Source organism: Citrobacter portucalensis (genome assembly GCF_023374935.1).
In the GTDB taxonomy this organism is placed as follows: Bacteria; Pseudomonadota; Gammaproteobacteria; order Enterobacterales; family Enterobacteriaceae; genus Citrobacter; species Citrobacter portucalensis.
In genome coordinates, this window is sequence record NZ_CP092466.1 from 3,252,005 (window position 1) to 3,271,031 (window position 19,027).

The following is a 19,027-nucleotide window of genomic DNA, read 5'->3' on the forward strand; positions in this document are numbered from 1 at the left end:
TGGCCTTTATGTTAAGTCCTCTGCTCAAACGCTATACCTGGAACAGCACCTGGCTGTACTACGTGCGGATTTTTATCGCGCTATGCGGCACAACGGCGCTACCCTGGTGGCTGGGTGACGTCAAGCTGACTATCCCACTCACGCTGGGTATGGTCGCTGCCGCACTTACCGATCTGGACGATCGTCTCGCAGGCCGACTGCGCAATTTAATCATCACACTGGTGTGCTTTTTTATTGCCTCGGCCTCCGTTGAGCTGCTCTTCCCATGGCCATGGCTGTTTGCTATTGGGTTAACGCTTTCCACCAGCGGCTTTATTCTGCTGGGGGGATTAGGCCAGCGCTATGCAACTATTGCTTTTGGTGCATTGCTGATCGCCATTTACACGATGCTGGGTACCTCGCTTTACGATCAGTGGTATCAACAACCCATCCTGCTGCTCGCTGGCGCTATCTGGTATAACCTGCTGACGCTCACCGGTCATCTTCTGTTCCCCATCCGCCCCTTACAGGACAATCTTGCACGCAGCTACGAACAGTTAGCGCACTACCTGGAACTGAAATCGCGTCTTTTTGACCCCGACATAGAAGATGAAAGCCAGGCACCGTTGTATGATTTAGCTCTCGCGAATGGCCAACTGATGGCAACGCTGAATCAGACTAAAGTGTCGCTGTTGACGCGCCTGCGCGGTGACCGTGGACAACGAGGAACACGTCGCACGCTACATTACTATTTTGTGGCGCAGGATATTCATGAACGCGCAAGCTCCTCACATATTCAGTATCAAACGCTACGCGATCATTTCCGTCACAGCGATGTGATGTTCCGTTTCCAGCGGTTGATGTCGATGCAAGGGCAAGCCTGTTCACAATTATCTCGCTGTATTTTATTGCGCACACCTTACCAGCACGATCCGCACTTTGAGCGCGCCTTCACCCATATAGATGCCGCACTTGAGCGCATGCGTGCCAGTGGTGAACCTGCCGACCTGCTCAATACGCTGGGTTTTTTACTGTCAAACCTACGGGCAATCGACGCGCAGCTTGCTACCATAGAGTCTGAACAGGCTCAGGTACTCTCGCGCAATGAGTCTGAAAATCAGCTTGCCGATGACAGTCCCCATGGATTCAGTGATATCTGGTTACGCCTGAGCCGTAATTTCACCCCTGAGTCTGCTCTGTTTCGCCATGCCGTTCGCATGTCGTTAGTGCTCTGTGTTGGTTATGCCATTATCCAGATAACCGGCATGAATCACGGATACTGGATCTTGCTGACCAGCCTGTTTGTCTGTCAGCCAAACTACAACGCCACCCGACATCGCCTGGCGCTCAGGATTATCGGCACGTTGGTTGGGATTGCCATTGGTTTACCGATCCTGTGGTTTGTGCCCTCTCTCGAAGGGCAGCTGATACTCCTGGTGATCACTGGTGTACTGTTTTTTGCCTTTCGCAACGTCCAGTATGCACACGCCACCATGTTTATCACGCTGCTGGTGTTACTGTGCTTTAACCTGCTCGGCGAAGGTTTTGAGGTTGCGCTGCCGCGTGTCATCGATACGCTAATTGGCTGTGCTATCGCCTGGGCTGCTGTCAGTTTCATCTGGCCAGACTGGCGTTTTCGTAACCTACCACGGGTAATTGAACGGGCGACTGACGCTAACTGCCGCTACCTTGATGCAATTCTCGAACAATATCATCAGGGTCGTGATAATCGTCTGGCCTACCGTATCGCTCGCCGTGACGCGCATAACCGTGATGCTGAACTCGCCTCCGTGGTGTCAAACATGTCGAGCGAGCCTGATGTCACGGCCCAAACGCGCGAAACGGCGTTCCGTTTACTGTGTCTCAACCATACGTTTACCAGCTATATTTCTGCGCTGGGCGCACATCGCGAACAGCTGACCAATCCAGACGTTTTGGCATTGCTGGATGACGCTGTTTGCTATGTTGATGATGCCCTTCACCATCAACCCGCTGACGAGCAACGCGTATACCAGGCGTTAGAAGGGCTGAAGCAGCGAATTCAGCACCTGGAACCACGCCCGGACAGTAAAGAGCCTCTGGTCGTTCAGCAAGTTGGGTTATTGATTGCTCTGCTCCCGGAAATCCGGCGATTACAGCAGCAAATTGACGTGCTGCCGTCTAATACCCCGGTTCCGGCGTAAGAGAACTTACCCACTCAACCAGCTCCTGGCGACGCGTCGCCGGGAGCGCGGCTTCATGTATCCCCCCTACCGCGCCTTCAAGGGCATAGAGTACTTTTACCGTCAGAGCCGGATTATTTTGCCTAAGTTTCAGCCAGCACATTTGTGCTCCCAACGATCGCATGGTCCCCTCATCTTTAATTCCAGCTTCATTCAACAGAGTCTCCAGATGAAACGTCATATTCGGCAATTCCCGCAGACGATGCTGGGCAAAGCGACTTTGTTTCTCCTTAACCGCTGCATCCAACGAATATCGCGATAACGACACCAACTGCTGCTGGTTTTGCCACAGGGCATCGTTCACCTGGTAATAATTAAGTACAAGAGGACGTCCGCGCTTAATAAATGTCAGCCAGACAGGAGAATTTTGTACACAATACTGGGCGCTCTGCTCACAGGCGCGAAGATACAGCTCACCATTAGCGACCATGGCAAAGACCGTATCGCCAACCGTCAGACTGTAGCCACCAAACAGTGAGCGATAGTGAATTGTCCCCAGAGAAGCCAGATATTCCTGCGATTTATAGATCCTTGCATAAGAAAGCTCTTTCATAAAAATCCTTTTTAAATCATAACGTAAGCAAATGATTTTCAGTAGCGGATCCGTTAATGACGAAAATAGGCAACTTATGCGTATGGGGCAAGATGAATTTTATTTTTCCCATGACGACGACTAAAAATTGCGAACCTGTTTCCGAAAATAAGGTTGATCTTTGTTGAAGGCAGAGTTACTGTATATTCATACAGTAACTCACAGGGCTGGATTGATTATGTACACTTCAGGCTATGCAAATCGTTCTTCGTCGTTCTCTTCCACATCAAGCAACATTGCGCGCGTTTCATCAGAGAACGCAACCGCTGGGCTTATCAGTGAAGTGGTCTATCGCGAGGACCAGCCCATGATGACACAACTGCTGCTGCTTCCCCTGCTGCAACAGTTAGGGCAACAATCACGCTGGCAGCTGTGGCTGACGCCTCAGCAAAAATTAAGCCGGGAGTGGGTGCAGTCAGCTGGACTTCCATTGACGAAAGTCATGCAAATTAGTCAGCTCTCCCCCTGCAATACGCTGGAATCGATGATTCGTGCGCTGCGCACGGGTAATTACAGCGTCGTTATTGGCTGGCTGGCGGAAGAATTAACGGAAGATGAACATGCCGAACTTGTCAAAGCGGCTGATGAAGGTAATGCGATGGGATTTATCATGCGTCCAGTTCGCGCTCAGACACTTGCGGGGAGACAGCATTCTGGGCTAAAAATTCACTCGAATTTGTATCATTGAGTAAAATTAGGATTTATCCTGGAATTTTTTTTCATCTCTCAATTTGCCTTTGAGCTGTAATGTGTTTTTCGTCTGAACGCCTGTCAGAAGCGGTTTTCAGGATATCCTCAGTACATTTATTCAGCTATAAATGTTAAATATTGTGTATACAAGCCTTTTTTTTTCATATGCCTGACGGACTTCACACTTGTAAGTTTTCAACTACGTTGTAGACTTTACATCGCCAGGGGTGCTCGGTGTAAGCCGCAGATATCGGTAGAGTAACTATTGAACTGGTCCCCGGGTGAAGGATTTAACCGTGTTATCTCTCTTCGGAGATATTCATGGCGAATTTTGGATGATAACGAGGCGCAAAAAATGAAAAAGACAGCTATCGCAATTGCAGTGGCACTGGCTGGTTTCGCTACCGTGGCGCAGGCCGCTCCGAAAGATAACACCTGGTACGCTGGTGCTAAAATGGGCTGGTCTCAGTACCATGATATTGGCAACAACCAGATCAATAACACCGGGCCTACCCACGAAAGCCAACTGGGTGCCGGTGCGTTCGGTGGTTATCAGGTTAACCCGTACGTTGGTTTCGAAATGGGTTATGACTGGTTAGGTCGTATGCCGTACAAAGGCACTGCCGACACTACCAATCAAAATGGCGCTTTCAAAGCTCAGGGCGTTCAGTTGACCGCTAAACTGGGTTACCCAATCACTGACGATCTGGACGTTTATACCCGTCTGGGTGGTATGGTTTGGCGTGCAGACGCTAAAAGCAGCAACGGCTTCAAAGACCACGACACTGGTGTATCCCCAGTATTCGCTGGTGGCGTAGAGTACGCAATTACTCCTGAAATCGCTACCCGTCTGGAATACCAGTGGACCAACAACATCGGTGACGCGAACACCGTTGGTGGTCGTCCGGATAACGGCCTGTTGAGCGTTGGTGTTTCTTACCGTTTCGGTCAGCAGGAAGAAGCAGCTCCAGTAGTTGTTGCTCCGGCACCGGCTCCAGAAGTACAGACCAAGCACTTCACTCTGAAGTCTGACGTTCTGTTCAACTTCAACAAAGCAACTCTGAAACCAGAAGGCCAGCAGGCTCTGGACCAGATGTACAGCCAGCTGAGCAACCTGGATCCGAAAGACGGCTCCGTAGTGGTTCTGGGCTTCACTGACCGCATCGGTTCTGACGCTTACAACCAGGGTCTGTCCGAGAAACGTGCTCAGTCCGTTGTTGATTACCTGATCTCTAAAGGTATTCCTTCTGACAAAATCTCTGCACGTGGCATGGGTGAATCCAACCCAGTTACTGGCAACACCTGTGACAACGTGAAAGCTCGCGCTGCACTGATCGACTGCCTGGCTCCGGATCGTCGTGTTGAGATCGAAGTTAAAGGCATCAAAGACGTTGTAACTCAGCCTCAGGCTTAAGTTATCGTCTTATAAAAAACCCCGCTATGCGGGGTTTTTTTTCATCTGTTTTCATCCAAAGTAAGCCACGCATTAAACCAGCCGACCGCTACTCTTTCCCCAGCAACGCCTGTAAATCCTGTTTCAATGTCGACATTTTGTTCGCGTACTTCTCTTTATGCTCTGCGTCTTCAATCAGCTGCACAATAGTTTCAGAAAGCGTTTTTCCGCGCCGCTGCGCAAGACCTGCCAGACGCTGCCAGACCATAAATTCCAGATCGATGGATTTCTTCCGGGTATGCTGATGCTCAGCATTAAAGTGCCGCTTGCGCCTGGCACGTATGGTTTGTTTCATACGATTAAGCAGCGCAGGATTCATGTGTTCTTCAATCCAGCTATTGACCCGAACCGGTTCATTTTCGAGGGTTAGCAATAAATCAACGGCTTCTTTGGCAGCGCTGGCCTCGACGTAACGGGTGATTAATTCCCCCTCACGATGCTTCTTCACCAGATACTTCCATTTCCAGCCGCTTTCAAGGTTTTCAAGTTGTTGATATTTCATTGCGATCTCAATGTTACCGTGTAACTCTTATCAGAATATCAGCTTTTTCGGCATCTGAAGAAAAGAATATCCAGCCTGTGAACTGCCGCGCGTCATCACAAGCGTTTCGCGGCGCTTTCCAGGTGTTTAGTGGTGAGGGTTACGGTATAATCTCGTTTTTTACAACAGACTAAAAAACATCAACTTTGACCATTACGAAACTTGCATGGCGTGATCTGGTTCCTGATACCGACAGTTATCAGGAAGTATTTGCACAGCCGCACGTCACTGACGACACCGACACCTTACTTAGTGATACTCAGCCACGTTTACAATTCGCGCTAGAGCAGCTTCTTCAGCACTGGACAACATCCTCGTTCATGTTGGTAAAAGCACCGGAAGAGCTTGAGTATCTCAACCTTATTGCAAAGGCTGCACGTCCCTTGCACACGGATGCAGGAAGCCTGACTGGCGGTCATTACGACATCTCCGGTCACACTATTCGTTATCGTACAGCTGAGAAAGCGGAAGATAATTTTGCGACGTTGACGCAGGTGGTCAGCGCTGACTGGGCCGAAGCCGAACAACTGTTTGGCTGTCTGCGTCAGTTCAATGGCGAAATTACGCTACAGCCAGGTCTGGTACATCTGGCCAATGGGGGTGTGCTGGTTATCTCATTGCGCACGCTGTTGGCCCAACCCCTGTTGTGGATGCGCCTGAAAGCCATTGTCAGCCACGAGCGTTTTGATTGGGTGGCTTTTGATGAGTCTCGCCCGCTGCCTGTCTCCGTTCCGCCTATGCCGCTTAAACTGAAAGTGATTTTAGTCGGTGAACGCGAATCACTGGCGGATTTTCAGGACATGGAGCCAGAACTGGCTGAGCAGGCCATTTACAGCGAATTTGAAGACAACCTGCAGATAGTCGATGCCGAAACCATGACACAGTGGTGTCAATGGGTCACGCATACTGCCATGCGCAATAATTTGCCTTACCCCGCTCCCGATGCCTGGCAGGTTCTGATCCGTGAAGCCGTTCGCTATACCGGTGAACAGGATACATTGCCGCTTAACCCGCTGTGGATCACCCGACAGTTCAAAGAGGTGGCTCCGTTATGCGAGGACGAAACCTGTAACGCTGAACAGTTCAGCCTGATGCTGGCTCAGCGCGAATGGCGTGAGGGATTCCTGGCTGAACGCATGCAGGATGAAATTCTGCAAGAGCAGATCCTTATCGAGACAGAAGGCGAGCGTATTGGCCAGATCAACGCCTTGTCGGTGATTGAGTTTCCAGGCCACCCACGCGCATTTGGCGAGCCTTCTCGTATCAGTTGCGTCGTGCATATTGGCGACGGCGAGTTTACGGATATTGAGCGCAAAGCCGAGCTTGGCGGAAATATTCATGCCAAGGGTATGATGATTATGCAGGCGTTCCTGATGTCGGAACTCCAGTTGGAGCAACAAATCCCCTTCTCTGCCTCGCTGACCTTTGAGCAATCTTACAGTGAAGTGGACGGTGACAGCGCGTCTATGGCAGAACTGTGCGCATTGATTAGCGCCCTCGCCGACGTTCCTGTTAATCAAAGTATCGCCATTACAGGTTCTGTCGATCAGTTTGGTCGGGCACAACCTGTCGGTGGTCTGAATGAGAAAATTGAAGGTTTCTTCGCCATCTGCCAGCAGCGCGAGCTGACAGGCACACAGGGCGTCATCATTCCTTCGGCTAACGTCAGACACCTCAGCCTGCAGCCTGCGCTGCTACAGGCCATAGAAGAAGAAAAATTCACTATCTGGGCGGTGGACGACGTGACCGATGCGCTGCCACTGTTGTTAAATCTGGTGTGGGATGGCGAAGGCCAGACAACGCTGATGCAAACCATTCAGGAGCGTATTGCCACGGCAACGCAACAGGAAGGTCGTCACCGTTTCCCATGGCCGCTACGTTGGCTGAACTGGATTATTCCGAACTGATCGGACTTGTTCAGCGTACACGTGTTAGCTATCCTGCGTGCTTCAATAAAATAAGGCTTACAGAGAACATGGTAGATAAACGCGAATCCTATACGAAAGAAGACCTTCTTGCCTCTGGTCGCGGTGAGCTGTTTGGCGCTAAAGGGCCACAACTGCCAGCACCAAGCATGCTGATGATGGACCGTGTCATCAAGATGACCGAAACCGGTGGCAACTTTGACAAAGGTTATGTTGAAGCTGAACTGGATATCAACCCGGACCTGTGGTTCTTCGGTTGTCACTTTATCGGCGATCCGGTGATGCCGGGCTGCCTGGGTCTCGACGCCATGTGGCAACTGGTTGGATTCTATCTCGGCTGGCTGGGCGGCGAAGGTAAAGGCCGTGCACTGGGCGTAGGCGAAGTCAAATTCACCGGCCAGGTTCTGCCGACTGCGAAGAAAGTCACTTACCGCATTCACTTCAAACGTATCGTTAACCGTCGCCTGATCATGGGCCTGGCAGATGGTGAAGTGCTGGTTGATGGTCGTCTGATCTACACTGCAAACGATCTGAAAGTGGGTCTTTTCCAGGACACTTCCGCATTCTAATCCAGGACTGCGTAGCAGCCAGACATTAACGTTTCTACGACTTATCTGGCATGCAAAAAGGCGAAACCTCCGCTCTGCGGAGGTTTCTTTTATCTAAAGAGACAGAATCAGGCCATTAAAACCCTATCCCCCATGGCTTCTCGCCAGCCTCCCAGCCAGTATGACCTCTGATTCAGCGTCTGATAGGGACACATTTCTTTTGAGCGTCCGGCAATGCCGGCCTGATATCCACGTTGATGTGCCCGTTCCAGGCGATCTCGTTTTTGTCTCTTCATGCCTCGTTTCCCTCATTTTTGGGTCTGGTGGAAAAGAAAACAGTGATTACTAAGTGTGCAATCACACTAAACGAATACCCCTAAACACCAGGCTCGTCAATGCGCAAAATTCACGCCAGTGTCATATTTGTGAGCTAGCCTCTAAATCATTTGTACAAAAATAGTCAGTCAGAACAGCTATCTCCACGGCTAAAAAAATAAAAAAAACCGCCACGGGCAATGAACCAGGGGCGGCATAATTTACAATTATTTAAGCTTATGGGATGCGTTTCAGCTCTTGAGCAATGGCCGTCGCCTCCTGACTCCAGGCGTTGGCAAGAACCTTCACCATCTCATCGTAGCCATCTTTAGTCTGTACAGCTTCGATGTGGAATGGACGTTTGATCAGTTGTCCCTGATGATTCAGCAACCATTCACCGCTAACGATAACCTTACCATCGTACCGGCCGTGGAAGCCGGTCACGGTAACGTTCAGCGTGTCCTGAGTGCTTCCCAGCGGCTGTGAAGCGACAACCCAGCCAGGCAACTGCATACTGAGGTTCGCAACCAGTGTATTGCGTAATTGCTGATCTAATGGGCTGGCCCAGAGATTATTATTGGCTATCACATATTGCACATCGCTGGTCTGGTAAACCACCCCATTACCGGCCAGATAATCAGGTACCGCAATCTGTTCAACCCAAAGCAGACGGTTTCCCTGATTGGCAGAGCTCTGCACACCGCCTTGTGCGATAGGGAGCTGGTAATAGCTTTTATTTTCTCCGCTGGAGCTGCATGACGTCAGCCAGACCGCCATCATCACCACTAGCCACTTTTTCATTGTTTCGCCCTCTTCGGCTCTGGATCTTTTTTGTCCTTCGCTTCAAATACCAGCGCATTACTCTTATCGTTCAGCGTTTTCAGTACCGGTTGCAGTTCACGCAGCACCTGATCAAGACGCTGCATATCCGCCACCATCTTGTTGTAGGCCGCGGAACCAGGCTGGAAGCCCTGCATACTACGATTCAGTTCACGCAGCGTGTTCTGCATATCCGCTGGCAGATCCTGCATCGACTGGCTGGACGTGATCTTGTTCATGTTATCCAGCGTGGTTTGCAGATGTTTCATCGTGCGTTGGCTTTCCGACAGCGTATTGGTTGCCTGCTCGATCATCGGGTTCAACGGCAGATTATTAATCTTATCTAACGCTTCCATCAGACGCTGTTGAATCTGCGCCAGACCACCGCTCACGGTCGGGATTATCTGATAACCGTTAAATTCACGCACCCCGGTAATTGGCGGTTCTTTCGGGTAGAAGTCGAGATCGACATACAGCGCGCCGGTCACCAGGTTCCCGGTTTTCAGCGATCCCCGTAATCCACGTTTAAGCAGTTGCTCCAGATGAGCGCCAACATCGGTATCTTCTCCCAGTTGCGCCTTCAGACGTTCAGGTTCAATACGCACCAGCACCGGAATGCGGTAATCATTGTTAAATACCTGACGCATATTCGGTGAGAAGAAAGGTACTTTACTCACCGTACCCAAGCGGATGCCACGGAATTCCAGCGGTGCACCAGGCTGTAGGCCACGAATCGAGTCTTTAAAGAACATCAGGTAATCAATATGATCGGTATACAGTGAATCTTGAATACTTTTTTGATCGTCATAAAGATTAAACGCTGACTGTTGTGCGACCGGCTCGCCCTGCTCTAAACCTTCTGGCACATCAAAACTTACACCACCGCCAAATAGCGTGGAGAGCGATCCCATTTCTACGCGCATACCTGCTGAGGTAAGATCTACGGCGATCCCGCTGTCTTTCCAGAAACGCACATTACTGGTCACCAGACGATCGTTAGGCGCATTGATGAAAAGCTGATAGCTGATCGTACGCTTTTGCGCATCAAATGTGCTGGTTTCAACCGAGCCCACACGATAACCGCGGAAAAGGACCGGATCGCCTGGGCTCAACTGACCGGCTTTTTTGCTGTCCAGAATCACACGGATCCCTTTTGCATCTGGCGGGGCCAGCGGCGGTGAATCCAGCAGTTGGTAATTTTCCAGCTTACTGCCTTTATTGCCAGGCTGAAGTTCAATATAAGCCCCGGACAATAGCGTACCGAGCCCACTGATACCTTCACGTCCTACCTGGGGCTTCACCACCCAAAAGACAGAATCTTTATGCAGCAGCTTTTCCATTCCGGAGTTAAGACGCGCTTTAATCTCCACATGGGTCAAGTCATCAGTCAGGGTTGCGCTCTCGACGATACCAACATCCACGCTGCGGCTCTTAATCGTCGTTTTGCCTCCTTCAATACCTTCGGCATTGGTGGTAATAAGCGTGACCTGTGGCCCCTGATGACTGTAGTGATAAAACAGAACCCACGCGCCAATGAGTGCAGTGACGATAGGGAATATCCACACGGGCGACCAGTTTTTTACCTTTTGCACTTTGGCTTCCCCACTTTTAGATTCCATGCTGTCAGGACTCCTCATGGCCTGGTTCTGGTTCACGGTCCCACGACAGACGCGGATCAAATGTCATCGCAGAAAACATTGTCATAATGACGACTAAAGCAAACATCAAAGCACCCATTGCAGGATAAATGTTCATTAACCCTCCCATACGCACCAGCGCAGAGAGTACCGCAATCACAAAGACGTCGATCATTGACCAGCGACCGACAAATTCCACAACTTCATAAATCAGGTGCATACGTTCACTGTCGCGTTTGCCGTGCCCTTTGGCGTCCCAGCATAGCCAGGCAATGGCGATCATTTTCAACGTCGGCACCATAATACTGGCGATAAAGATAACCGCAGCCACCGGATAAGAGCCTTCGCTCCAGATTAAAACCACCCCCTCTAGTATCGTTGATGGCAGCTTTGACCCGAGCAAATCGGTAATCATAATCGGCAAAATATTGGCTGGGAGATAAAGCATGATTGACGTAAACAGTAATGCCAACGTCCATTGCAGACTGTTCTTACGCCGCACATAGCCTTTCGTCTGACAGCGTGGGCACACCCGCTCATTAGCGGGAAGTATCGCAGTGCAGCAAGAGCAGGAACGCAGTCCCTGTCGAATACCTGGCACGCCAGGCTTTAAGGCCTGCTTTATGACAGGCATTGGCGCAATATCATCCCACAGCCAGCGACGGTCAACGCACTGGAATGCACGCAGTTGCAAAACACAAAAGAAGCACCACGGAATAAAGCTGCTGCCCACGCCGATATCACCGTAAGCCATCAGCTTAACGAAGCTGACCAGCACGCCGGCGAGGAAGATTTCCGCCATCCCCCAGCTTTTTAACTGGAACAGGACGCGTGCAAGGCCCGCCTTAAGTCTGGTGGGCATCTGCACCCGATTCACCAGCAGCAGAATAGTCAGCAGGCAAAACGCAGGAACCAACTGCACGAATAATAAAAAGAAGGTACCGAGACTGGCGTAGTCTTCAGAAAAGAGAACGCTAGGGATCTCCAGCAACGTGACTTCACTGCTTACCCCTGCGACGTTCATATTCACAAAGGGAAAGAGGTTTGATAAAAGCAGCATGAACAATGCTGCTAACACATAGGCTGTAGGACGCTGCCGCGGCGCGTCCCATTCAACCGTTAACGTAGTGCCACATCGTGGACATGCCGCTTTCTGACCATGCTCAAGGCGAGGTAACGCCACCAGCATGTCACACTGCGAGCACAAAATATGCTTCGCGGCATGGTGATGTTCGCACATATGTGCTCCTTTAAATTATGCGCCGTTCTTCAAAGACTCAAGATACTCCCAGCGCTCAAAGGCTTGCTCAAGTTCTTGTTCCGCTTCGTTCAGATTAGCTAATACCTGCTGCGTTTGCTCATGTGGCTGACTGAAAAAAGCGGCGTCAGCAACCTGCGCTTGTAGCCTTTCCAGTTTAGCTTCCAGTTCTTCAAGCTGAGCGGGGAGCAGCTCCAGTTCGCGTTGCAGTTTATAGCTTAGTTTGCTCGTGCCACGTTTGACAATTTCTGCTTTAGGAGCAACAGCTTCCTCTGTTTTTTTCGCGACCGGTTGTTTAAACGCCATATACTGAGATTGCTGGCTGCGCGCGTCATGATAACCACCGACATAACGACCAATTTTACCGCCGCCTTCGAAGATCCAGCATTCAGTTACAGTATTATCCACAAACTGACGGTCGTGGCTTACCAGCAGTACAGTCCCCTGATAGCTATCAATTAGTTCTTCAAGCAGTTCCAGCGTTTCGACGTCAAGATCGTTCGTTGGTTCATCGAGAATCAAAAGATTGCTGGGTTTCAGAAAAAGACGCGCCAACAGCAGGCGATTTCGTTCCCCACCAGAGAGCGCTCGCACTGGCGTCATCGCGCGTTTCGGATGGAACAGGAAGTCCTGCAGATAACCCAGCACATGGCGAGGTTTACCGTTAACCATCACCTCTTGCTTACCTTCAGCCAGGTTGTCCATCACGGTTTTATCTGGATCCAGTTCGGCGCGGTGCTGATCGAAATAGGCCACTTCCAGCTTAGTGCCGACGTGAATGCGTCCACTGTCAGCCTGAAGCTGGCCTAACATCAGCTTCAGCAGCGTTGTTTTGCCGCAGCCGTTCGGTCCGATTAGCGCAATTTTGTCGCTACGTTGTACCTGTGCGGAGAAATCTTTTACCAGCTGCTTTCCATCAACCTGGTAATCCACGTTCTCCATTTCGAAAACAATCTTGCCTGAACGGCTCGCCTCTTCGACCTGCATCTTCGCCGTGCCCATCACTTCGCGGCGTTCGCCACGCTCGCGACGCATGGCTTTCAGTGCGCGCACGCGGCCTTCATTACGGGTACGACGCGCTTTGATCCCCTGACGGATCCAGACCTCTTCCTGCGCCAGCTTGCGGTCAAACTCTGCATTTTGTAACTCTTCTACGCGCAGCGCTTCTTCTTTTTCCAGCAGATACTGATCGTAATTCCCCGGATAAGTCACCAGCTTGCCACGATCGAGGTCGACGATACGCGTCGCCATATTGCGTATAAATGAACGGTCGTGGGAAATGAAGATGATTGTCCCATTGAAGGATTTCAGGAACCCTTCCAGCCAGTCGATAGTTTCAATATCCAGGTGGTTCGTTGGTTCATCCAGCAGCAGTACACGCGGATTACTCACTAACGCGCGGCCCAGCGCCGCTTTACGCAGCCAACCGCCTGAAAGCGAAGAAAGTGCGGCGTTTGGATCCAGCCCCAACTGCTCCAGTACTTCATTAATACGGCTTTCGAGCTGCCACAGATTGTGATGATCGAGCATTTCCTGAACCCGCGCCATCTCATTCAGATTCCTGTCGCTCGGATCAGTCATCACCAGACGCGAAATATCGTGATAACGCTTGAGATATTCGGCCTGCTCTTCGATACCCTCGGCAACGAAATCATACACGCTGCCCTCAACATTACGCGGCGGATCCTGTTGCAGACGCGCCACAACCAGATCCTGCTCATAAATGATACGCCCGTCGTCAAGCCCCTGCTCACGGTTCAGGATCTTCATCAGCGTCGATTTACCTGCGCCGTTACGGCCAACCAAACAGACGCGTTCGTTATCTTCGATATGCAGTTCTGCATTATCAAGAAGTGGCGCATCGCTGAACGACAGCCATGCACCATGCATACTGATCAATGACATTTATTTATCCTTTCAGGCTGCGGTAATCAGCCAGCAATTGTGGATCTGACGGTTACGGGCAAAATCCTGGGAAAGCGTTTTTTGGGTAATTTCTTGTGCTTTCAATCCCAGTTCAGCCAAACCGTCGAGATCCATACGGAACCCACGTTTGTTGTTGGAGAACATGATCGTGCCGTCTTTACGCAGCAGACGTTTCAGATCTTTCATCAGCGCCAGATGATCGCGCTGCACATCAAACGAATCTTCCATACGTTTTGAGTTAGAGAACGTCGGCGGATCGATGAAAATCAGATCAAACTGTTCATTCGCATCACGCAGCCAGCCCAGGCAATCGGCCTGAATTAAACGGTGAGCGCGACCGCTCAGGCCGTTCAGACGCAGGTTACGTTCCGCCCATTCCAGATAGGTACGCGACATATCGACCGTCGTGGTGCTACGCGCACCGCCCAATCCTGCATGTACGCTGGCGCTACCGGTGTAGGAAAACAGGTTGAGGAAGTCCTTACCTTTACTCATCTGCCCCAACATGCGGCGCGCAATACGGTGATCGAGGAATAAACCCGTATCAAGGTAGTCAGTCAGGTTAACCCACAGGCGCGCGTTGTACTCGCTTACCTCAATGAATTCCCCCTTCTCATTCATCTTCTGATACTGATTCTTGCCTTTCTGACGCTCACGGGTTTTCAGCACCAGTTTGTTTGGCGCGATTTCCAATACTGACAGCGTGGCGGCAATGATGTCGAACAAGCGTTGACGTGCTTTTTGCGCATCGACCGTCTTCGGCGGTGCGTATTCCTGAACCACGACCCAATCACCGTAACGATCTACTGCAACGTTGTATTCCGGCAGGTCAGCGTCATACAGGCGATAGCATTCAATGCCTTCCTGACGCGCCCATTTTTCCAGCTTCTTAATATTCTTGCGCAGGCGGTTGGCATAATCTTCCGCTACCGTGGCAGGCTTACTGTCCGCAGTGGTCTCTGCAACGTGATAATTCTTCTGCACACAATCCAGCGGGCCGTTTTTCGCTTTGAACTGCTTGTCGGCACGTAATTGCAGGCTGCTGAGCAGATCCGGCGAGGCGCTGAACAGCGACAAATTCCAGCCGCCAAACTGGTTTTTCATCGTACGGCCCAGCAGGCTGTGCAGGGCAATCAGCGCCGGTTCGCTATCCAGACGTTCGCCGTAAGGCGGGTTACTGATAACTGTCCCATACGGTCCTTTCGGCAGCGGATTGCTCAGTTTGGCGACATCTTTCACGTCAAACGTCATCAGATCGGCGATACCGGCGCGGCGAGCATTACTACGTGCTTTTTCAATCACGCGCGCATCGCTATCGGATCCATAAAAATGCGAGGTATAGTCAGCCAGTCCCTTACGCGCACGCACCTGCGCTTCGGCTTTAACTTCTTGCCAGACGGCTTCGTCGTGTTGCGCCCAACCGCTGAAGCCCCAGTATCCACGGTGCAGACCCGGCGCGCGATCGGTCGCCCACATTGCCGCTTCAATCAGCAGCGTTCCGGAACCACACATCGGATCGAGTAACGGGGTTCCCGGCTGCCAGCCAGAACGCATAACAATAGCGGCGGCCAGCGTCTCTTTAATCGGTGCCTGACCCGCACGATCGCGATAACCACGCTGATGCAAACCGTCACCGCTCAGATCGAGCGCAATGCTGGCAGTATCTTTGTTCAACCAGACGTTGATGCGCAGATCCGGGGATTCACGATCCACATTCGGACGCGGCATATTTTTGCGGGTAAAGGCATCGACAATCGCATCCTTGACCTTCAGCGCGCCGTACTGGCTGTTACGAATGGTCTCGTTCAGTCCGCTAAAATGGACGGCAAACGTAGCACCAGGGTTAAATATCTCTGTCCAGTCGATTGCCTGAACGCCGAGGTACAGATCAAGATCGCTGTAGACCTTGCACTCTCCCATCGGCAGGATAATGCGCGAGGCCAGGCGGCTCCACATCAGGCTCTGGTAAACAAGCCGCGTGTCGCCCTTAAAATGGACCCCACCCTGAACGACCTGACACTCCAGCGCGCCGAGGTTTTCCAGTTCAGTTTTTAACAGCTCTTCCAGCCCGCGGGCCGTACTGGCAAACAGAGAATTCATAATGTCACTTTTACTCCAAGAAAATTGCTGCGCATTATAGCTAATATGGGCTGTATGTCATAAAGTTGAAGGCTTATTTTCATTCGAGGGGCTGTACAGTGGTCACGTTAACCCGACTTTTTATTCATCCGGTTAAATCAATGCGCGGCATTGGGCTTACGCATGCCCTGGCAGATATTAGCGGTCTCGCCTTTGATCGCATATTTATGATCACTGAACCTGACGGAACGTTCATAACCGCCCGCCAGTTCCCACAAATGGTCCGTTTTACGCCTTCCCCATTCCACGATGGACTGCATCTTACAGCTCCAGATGGCAGCAGCGCGCTCGTGCGATTTGCCGACTTCGCTCTCCAGGATGCGCCAACAGAAGTATGGGGAAACCATTTTACCGCGCGTATTGCGCCAGCGGCTATCAACCAGTGGCTTAGCGGCTTTTTCTCCCGTGACGTGCAGTTACGCTGGGTCGGCCCGCAGCTGACGCGCCGTGTAAAACGCCATGTTGATGTTCCTTTATCCTTCGCTGATGGTTATCCTTATCTGCTGGCCAACGAAGCATCCCTGCGCGATGTGCAACAGCGCTGTCCGGCAAGCGTCAAAATGGAACAGTTTCGCCCCAATATAGTGGTTTCGGGAGCTGGTGCCTGGGAAGAAGATACCTGGAAAGTGATTCGCATTGGCGAGGTTATTTTTGATGTAGCAAAACCCTGTAGCCGCTGTATTTTCACGACAGTTAGCCCGGAAAAAGGCCAGAAACATCCATCCGGTGAACCGCTTGTCACATTGCAAACCTTCCGTACTGCGGTAGATAACGGCGATGTCGATTTCGGTCAGAATCTTATCGCGCGTAACAGTGGCGTTATTCGCGTCGGCGATGAGGTAGAAATTTTGGCAACCGGCCCCGCCAGAGCGTACGGCGCGGCTGAATCAGACGAAACTACACCCGAACAACAACCTGATGCCACGGTGCTTATTGACTGGCAGGGACAGACCTTTCGCGGAAATAATCAGCAGGTATTGCTTGAGCAGTTGGAAAACCAGGGTATCCGGGTTCCCTATTCATGCCGGGCAGGCATTTGCGGATGCTGTCGAATTCGACTGGTAGAAGGCGAAGTTAGCCCGTTGAAGAAATCAGCGATGGAGGACGACGGAACGATTCTGTGCTGTAGCTGTGTTCCCAAAACGGCAATCAGGCTGGAGAGCTAAACCGCCTGCTCAAGGCTGAAACTGTCAACAACGGCCTGCGGTTTCAGTCTGTCATTCATGATTTTAATCGCATCGCCAAGCTGCATCGTACGCCCGGCGATAACCACGCCAGGTTGCGCAAGCAGGCAAAGCGCGGCGTTTTCACCCGGCTCAACCACTAACAGGTTTACCTGTTCATCGGTATCGCTTAAATCAACACAGGCTGCGTCACCCACGACCGGCGACCAGTTAATACCGTGTGCGACAAAGTGCCAGCTTTTTGGCATTTGCGGTTTGAGATAACGAATCGCCACCAGCGCATTAAGCACCAGTTCCGCTTTTTGTTCTTTGGCTAAATCCAGGTAGCGACATTTTTCTTCAAAGGAAAAATAAAGCGCGGCGTCATCAACACAAAAACCAGACGGAGAAAATGCATCAGGAGTGAGCATTTTACGAGCAAAACGCGAACGGAATAACATGCCATTGGCTAAATCGAGCATCATACGATCGTGCTCTTCATCATAATACCAGCGCCAGTTATCGTCGGGTTTAATTCGCATCAGTTTCTCTCCTTTCCTTAATCATCACCGTTACGACAGTATCCTTTTGCCGCTTCGTTTATTGCCCTAATAATAAAAGCTCAGAATGTTTAAATAAGCAACAGTAAAGGAATATAAAACAACCAGGGCTAGAAATAAAGCCCTGGATTGTGATTAAGGTAGCATTCAGATATTGCTGACGATTTCTTTTATCAACGGCGGACCTTTAAAAATAAAGCCCGAATAAATCTGTACGAGGGTTGCACCAGCAGCTATTTTCTCACGTGCAGCAATCACCGAGTCGATACCACCAACGCCAATAATCGGCAGCTGACCTTTTAATTCCTGAGACAACTGGCGAATAATTTCTGTACTTTTTAATTGCAACGGTCGACCGCTCAGACCACCCATTTGATCGCAATTTTTCATTCCCTGAACAAGAGAACGATCGAGGGTGGTGTTAGTCGCAATTACGCCATCAATATTATGGCGAACTAAACTATCGGCGACCTGGATCAGTTCTTCCACAGAAAGATCCGGCGCGATCTTTACCGCCACCGGAACATATTTATGGTGGATCGCTTGCAGATCGTTTTGCTTATTTTTAATTGCCGTCAGGAGATCGTCCAGCGCCTCGCCGTATTGCAGCGTACGTAATCCCGGCGTATTCGGCGAAGAGATATTAATCGCGATATAACCAGCATAGGCATAGACTTTTTCCATACAAATCAGATAGTCATCTTTGCCGTTCTCTACTGGGGTATCTTTGTTCTTACCAATATTAATACCCAGAATACCGTCGAAATGCGATTTTTTAACGTTCTCAACCAGGTTATCAACCCCGTGGTTATTAAACCCCATGCGGTTGATCAAACCTTCTGCATCGACCAGACGGAACAGACGCGGTTTATCGTTACCCGGCTGAGGGCGTGGCGTCACGGTACCAATCTCAATGGAACCAAATCCCATCGCGCCGAGCGCATCAATGCACTCCCCGTCTTTATCCAGTCCGGCAGCAAGCCCGAGCGGATTTTTAAACGTCAACCCCATACAGGTAACCGGTTTTGCCGGTACTTTCTGGCGCACAAGCGCTTCAAGCGGTGTGCCGGTAATGCGACGTAATTGCTGGAATGTCAATTCATGAGCGCGCTCTGGATCGAGCTGAAAAAGGGCTTTACGAACGAAGGGGTAGTACATGAACTCTCCTGGATTCCCGGTGTGCAAACCGGGGGCGTATTATGTGCGATCGCGAGCAAAAAGGGAATTGACCTGCGGCAATAAATAGCAATCGTTTTCCTC

General features: G+C 50.8%; 16 protein-coding genes. 6 read left to right on the forward strand and 10 right to left on the reverse strand.

The window, feature by feature from the left end; all coding sequences use genetic code 11:
• The first annotated feature begins 8 nt into the window (after window positions 1–8).
• Window positions 9–2,162, forward strand: a complete 2,154-nt coding sequence (yccS, locus tag LY264_RS15965; RefSeq protein WP_003831997.1) for a YccS family putative transporter — start codon at window positions 9–11, stop codon at window positions 2,160–2,162.
• Here the strand turns inward: yccS and LY264_RS15970 are convergent.
• Window positions 2,140–2,754, reverse strand: a complete 615-nt coding sequence (locus tag LY264_RS15970) for a TfoX/Sxy family DNA transformation protein (protein ID WP_003831996.1) — start codon at window positions 2,752–2,754, stop codon at window positions 2,140–2,142. The genes yccS and LY264_RS15970 overlap by 23 nt on opposite strands.
• A 217-nt stretch (window positions 2,755–2,971) precedes the next feature.
• On the opposite strand from LY264_RS15970, the gene sulA reads away from it, so the two are divergent.
• Both sulA and ompA read left to right on the forward strand, forming a co-directional pair.
• Window positions 2,972–3,481 carry an SOS-induced cell division inhibitor SulA gene (gene sulA / locus LY264_RS15975; RefSeq protein ID WP_008784287.1) on the forward strand — a complete coding sequence of 170 codons (510 nt, stop codon included), beginning with the start codon at window positions 2,972–2,974 and terminating at the stop codon, window positions 3,479–3,481.
• Between the two features lie 357 nt (window positions 3,482–3,838).
• The gene (gene ompA, locus LY264_RS15980; protein WP_048227017.1) at window positions 3,839–4,897 is read left to right on the forward strand and encodes a porin OmpA; all 1,059 of its coding nucleotides are present in this window, start codon (window positions 3,839–3,841) and stop codon (window positions 4,895–4,897) included.
• 88 nt (window positions 4,898–4,985) lie between these two features.
• Here the strand turns inward: ompA and matP are convergent, their stop codons facing one another.
• On the reverse strand, window positions 4,986–5,438 hold the full coding sequence (gene matP, locus LY264_RS15985) for a macrodomain Ter protein MatP (protein WP_032942905.1): 453 nt from the start codon (window positions 5,436–5,438) through the stop codon (window positions 4,986–4,988).
• A 185-nt stretch (window positions 5,439–5,623) separates the two neighbouring features.
• Between matP and LY264_RS15990 the strand changes: the two genes are divergently transcribed.
• Entirely contained in the window at window positions 5,624–7,384 is a 1,761-nt protein-coding gene (locus LY264_RS15990) for an AAA family ATPase (RefSeq protein ID WP_048227018.1), read from the forward strand.
• A 68-nt stretch (window positions 7,385–7,452) separates the two neighbouring features.
• Window positions 7,453–7,971 carry a bifunctional 3-hydroxydecanoyl-ACP dehydratase/trans-2-decenoyl-ACP isomerase gene (gene fabA, locus LY264_RS15995; RefSeq protein ID WP_003035875.1) on the forward strand — a complete coding sequence of 173 codons (519 nt, stop codon included), beginning with the start codon at window positions 7,453–7,455 and terminating at the stop codon, window positions 7,969–7,971.
• Window positions 7,972–8,078: 107 nt separating this feature from the next.
• On the opposite strand, the gene rmf is transcribed toward fabA, so the two are convergent.
• From rmf to rlmKL, 6 genes are all read right to left on the reverse strand, one after another.
• Window positions 8,079–8,246: a ribosome modulation factor gene (gene rmf / locus LY264_RS16000; RefSeq protein ID WP_003035871.1), complete on the reverse strand. Its 168-nt coding sequence runs from the start codon at window positions 8,244–8,246 to the stop codon at window positions 8,079–8,081.
• A 256-nt stretch (window positions 8,247–8,502) separates the two neighbouring features.
• Window positions 8,503–9,066 (reverse strand): membrane integrity-associated transporter subunit PqiC, encoded by a 564-nt coding sequence (gene pqiC, locus LY264_RS16005; RefSeq protein WP_003035868.1) that lies wholly within the window; start codon window positions 9,064–9,066, stop codon window positions 8,503–8,505.
• Window positions 9,063–10,703, reverse strand: coding sequence for an intermembrane transport protein PqiB (gene pqiB / locus LY264_RS16010; RefSeq protein WP_003831983.1), 1,641 nt, complete (start codon window positions 10,701–10,703; stop codon window positions 9,063–9,065). Before pqiB ends, pqiC begins: the two co-directional genes overlap by 4 nt.
• A gap of 4 nt (window positions 10,704–10,707) precedes the next feature.
• Window positions 10,708–11,961: a membrane integrity-associated transporter subunit PqiA gene (pqiA, locus tag LY264_RS16015; RefSeq protein WP_048227019.1), complete on the reverse strand. Its 1,254-nt coding sequence runs from the start codon at window positions 11,959–11,961 to the stop codon at window positions 10,708–10,710.
• Between the two features lie 15 nt (window positions 11,962–11,976).
• Window positions 11,977–13,884 carry an ABC transporter ATP-binding protein gene (locus LY264_RS16020; protein WP_048227020.1) on the reverse strand — a complete coding sequence of 636 codons (1,908 nt, stop codon included), beginning with the start codon at window positions 13,882–13,884 and terminating at the stop codon, window positions 11,977–11,979.
• A gap of 12 nt (window positions 13,885–13,896) precedes the next feature.
• Window positions 13,897–16,005 (reverse strand): bifunctional 23S rRNA (guanine(2069)-N(7))-methyltransferase RlmK/23S rRNA (guanine(2445)-N(2))-methyltransferase RlmL, encoded by a 2,109-nt coding sequence (gene rlmKL / locus LY264_RS16025; protein WP_003831977.1) that lies wholly within the window; start codon window positions 16,003–16,005, stop codon window positions 13,897–13,899.
• A gap of 98 nt (window positions 16,006–16,103) precedes the next feature.
• On the opposite strand from rlmKL, the gene LY264_RS16030 reads away from it, so the two are divergent.
• Entirely contained in the window at window positions 16,104–17,210 is a 1,107-nt protein-coding gene (locus LY264_RS16030) for a YcbX family protein (protein WP_071692607.1), read from the forward strand.
• Here LY264_RS16030 and zapC read toward each other — a convergent pair.
• Both zapC and pyrD read right to left on the reverse strand, forming a co-directional pair.
• The gene (zapC, locus tag LY264_RS16035; protein WP_003035852.1) at window positions 17,207–17,749 is read right to left on the reverse strand and encodes a cell division protein ZapC; all 543 of its coding nucleotides are present in this window, start codon (window positions 17,747–17,749) and stop codon (window positions 17,207–17,209) included. The genes LY264_RS16030 and zapC overlap by 4 nt on opposite strands.
• Window positions 17,750–17,914: 165 nt before the next feature.
• Entirely contained in the window at window positions 17,915–18,925 is a 1,011-nt protein-coding gene (pyrD, locus tag LY264_RS16040) for a quinone-dependent dihydroorotate dehydrogenase (protein WP_003831973.1), read from the reverse strand.
• Between the last annotated feature and the right edge of the window lie 102 nt (window positions 18,926–19,027).

Bases quoted from the DNA above. Each gene is read 5' to 3' on its own strand.
- pqiB (WP_003831983.1), bottom strand. From the start codon at position 10,703: ATGGAATCTAAAAGTGGGGAAGCCAAAGTGCAAAAGGTAAAAAACTGG.
- rlmKL (WP_003831977.1), bottom strand. From the start codon at position 16,005: ATGAATTCTCTGTTTGCCAGTACGGCCCGCGGGCTGGAAGAGCTGTTA.
- pyrD (WP_003831973.1), bottom strand. From the start codon at position 18,925: ATGTACTACCCCTTCGTTCGTAAAGCCCTTTTTCAGCTCGATCCAGAG.
- LY264_RS16020 (WP_048227020.1), bottom strand. From the start codon at position 13,884: ATGTCATTGATCAGTATGCATGGTGCATGGCTGTCGTTCAGCGATGCG.
- ompA (WP_048227017.1), top strand. From the start codon at position 3,839: ATGAAAAAGACAGCTATCGCAATTGCAGTGGCACTGGCTGGTTTCGCT.
- LY264_RS15970 (WP_003831996.1), bottom strand. From the start codon at position 2,754: ATGAAAGAGCTTTCTTATGCAAGGATCTATAAATCGCAGGAATATCTG.
- pqiC (WP_003035868.1), bottom strand. From the start codon at position 9,066: ATGAAAAAGTGGCTAGTGGTGATGATGGCGGTCTGGCTGACGTCATGC.
- matP (WP_032942905.1), bottom strand. From the start codon at position 5,438: ATGAAATATCAACAACTTGAAAACCTTGAAAGCGGCTGGAAATGGAAG.
- pqiA (WP_048227019.1), bottom strand. From the start codon at position 11,961: ATGTGCGAACATCACCATGCCGCGAAGCATATTTTGTGCTCGCAGTGT.
- yccS (WP_003831997.1), top strand. From the start codon at position 9: ATGTTAAGTCCTCTGCTCAAACGCTATACCTGGAACAGCACCTGGCTG.
- zapC (WP_003035852.1), bottom strand. From the start codon at position 17,749: ATGCGAATTAAACCCGACGATAACTGGCGCTGGTATTATGATGAAGAG.
- fabA (WP_003035875.1), top strand. From the start codon at position 7,453: ATGGTAGATAAACGCGAATCCTATACGAAAGAAGACCTTCTTGCCTCT.
- sulA (WP_008784287.1), top strand. From the start codon at position 2,972: ATGTACACTTCAGGCTATGCAAATCGTTCTTCGTCGTTCTCTTCCACA.
- rmf (WP_003035871.1), bottom strand. From the start codon at position 8,246: ATGAAGAGACAAAAACGAGATCGCCTGGAACGGGCACATCAACGTGGA.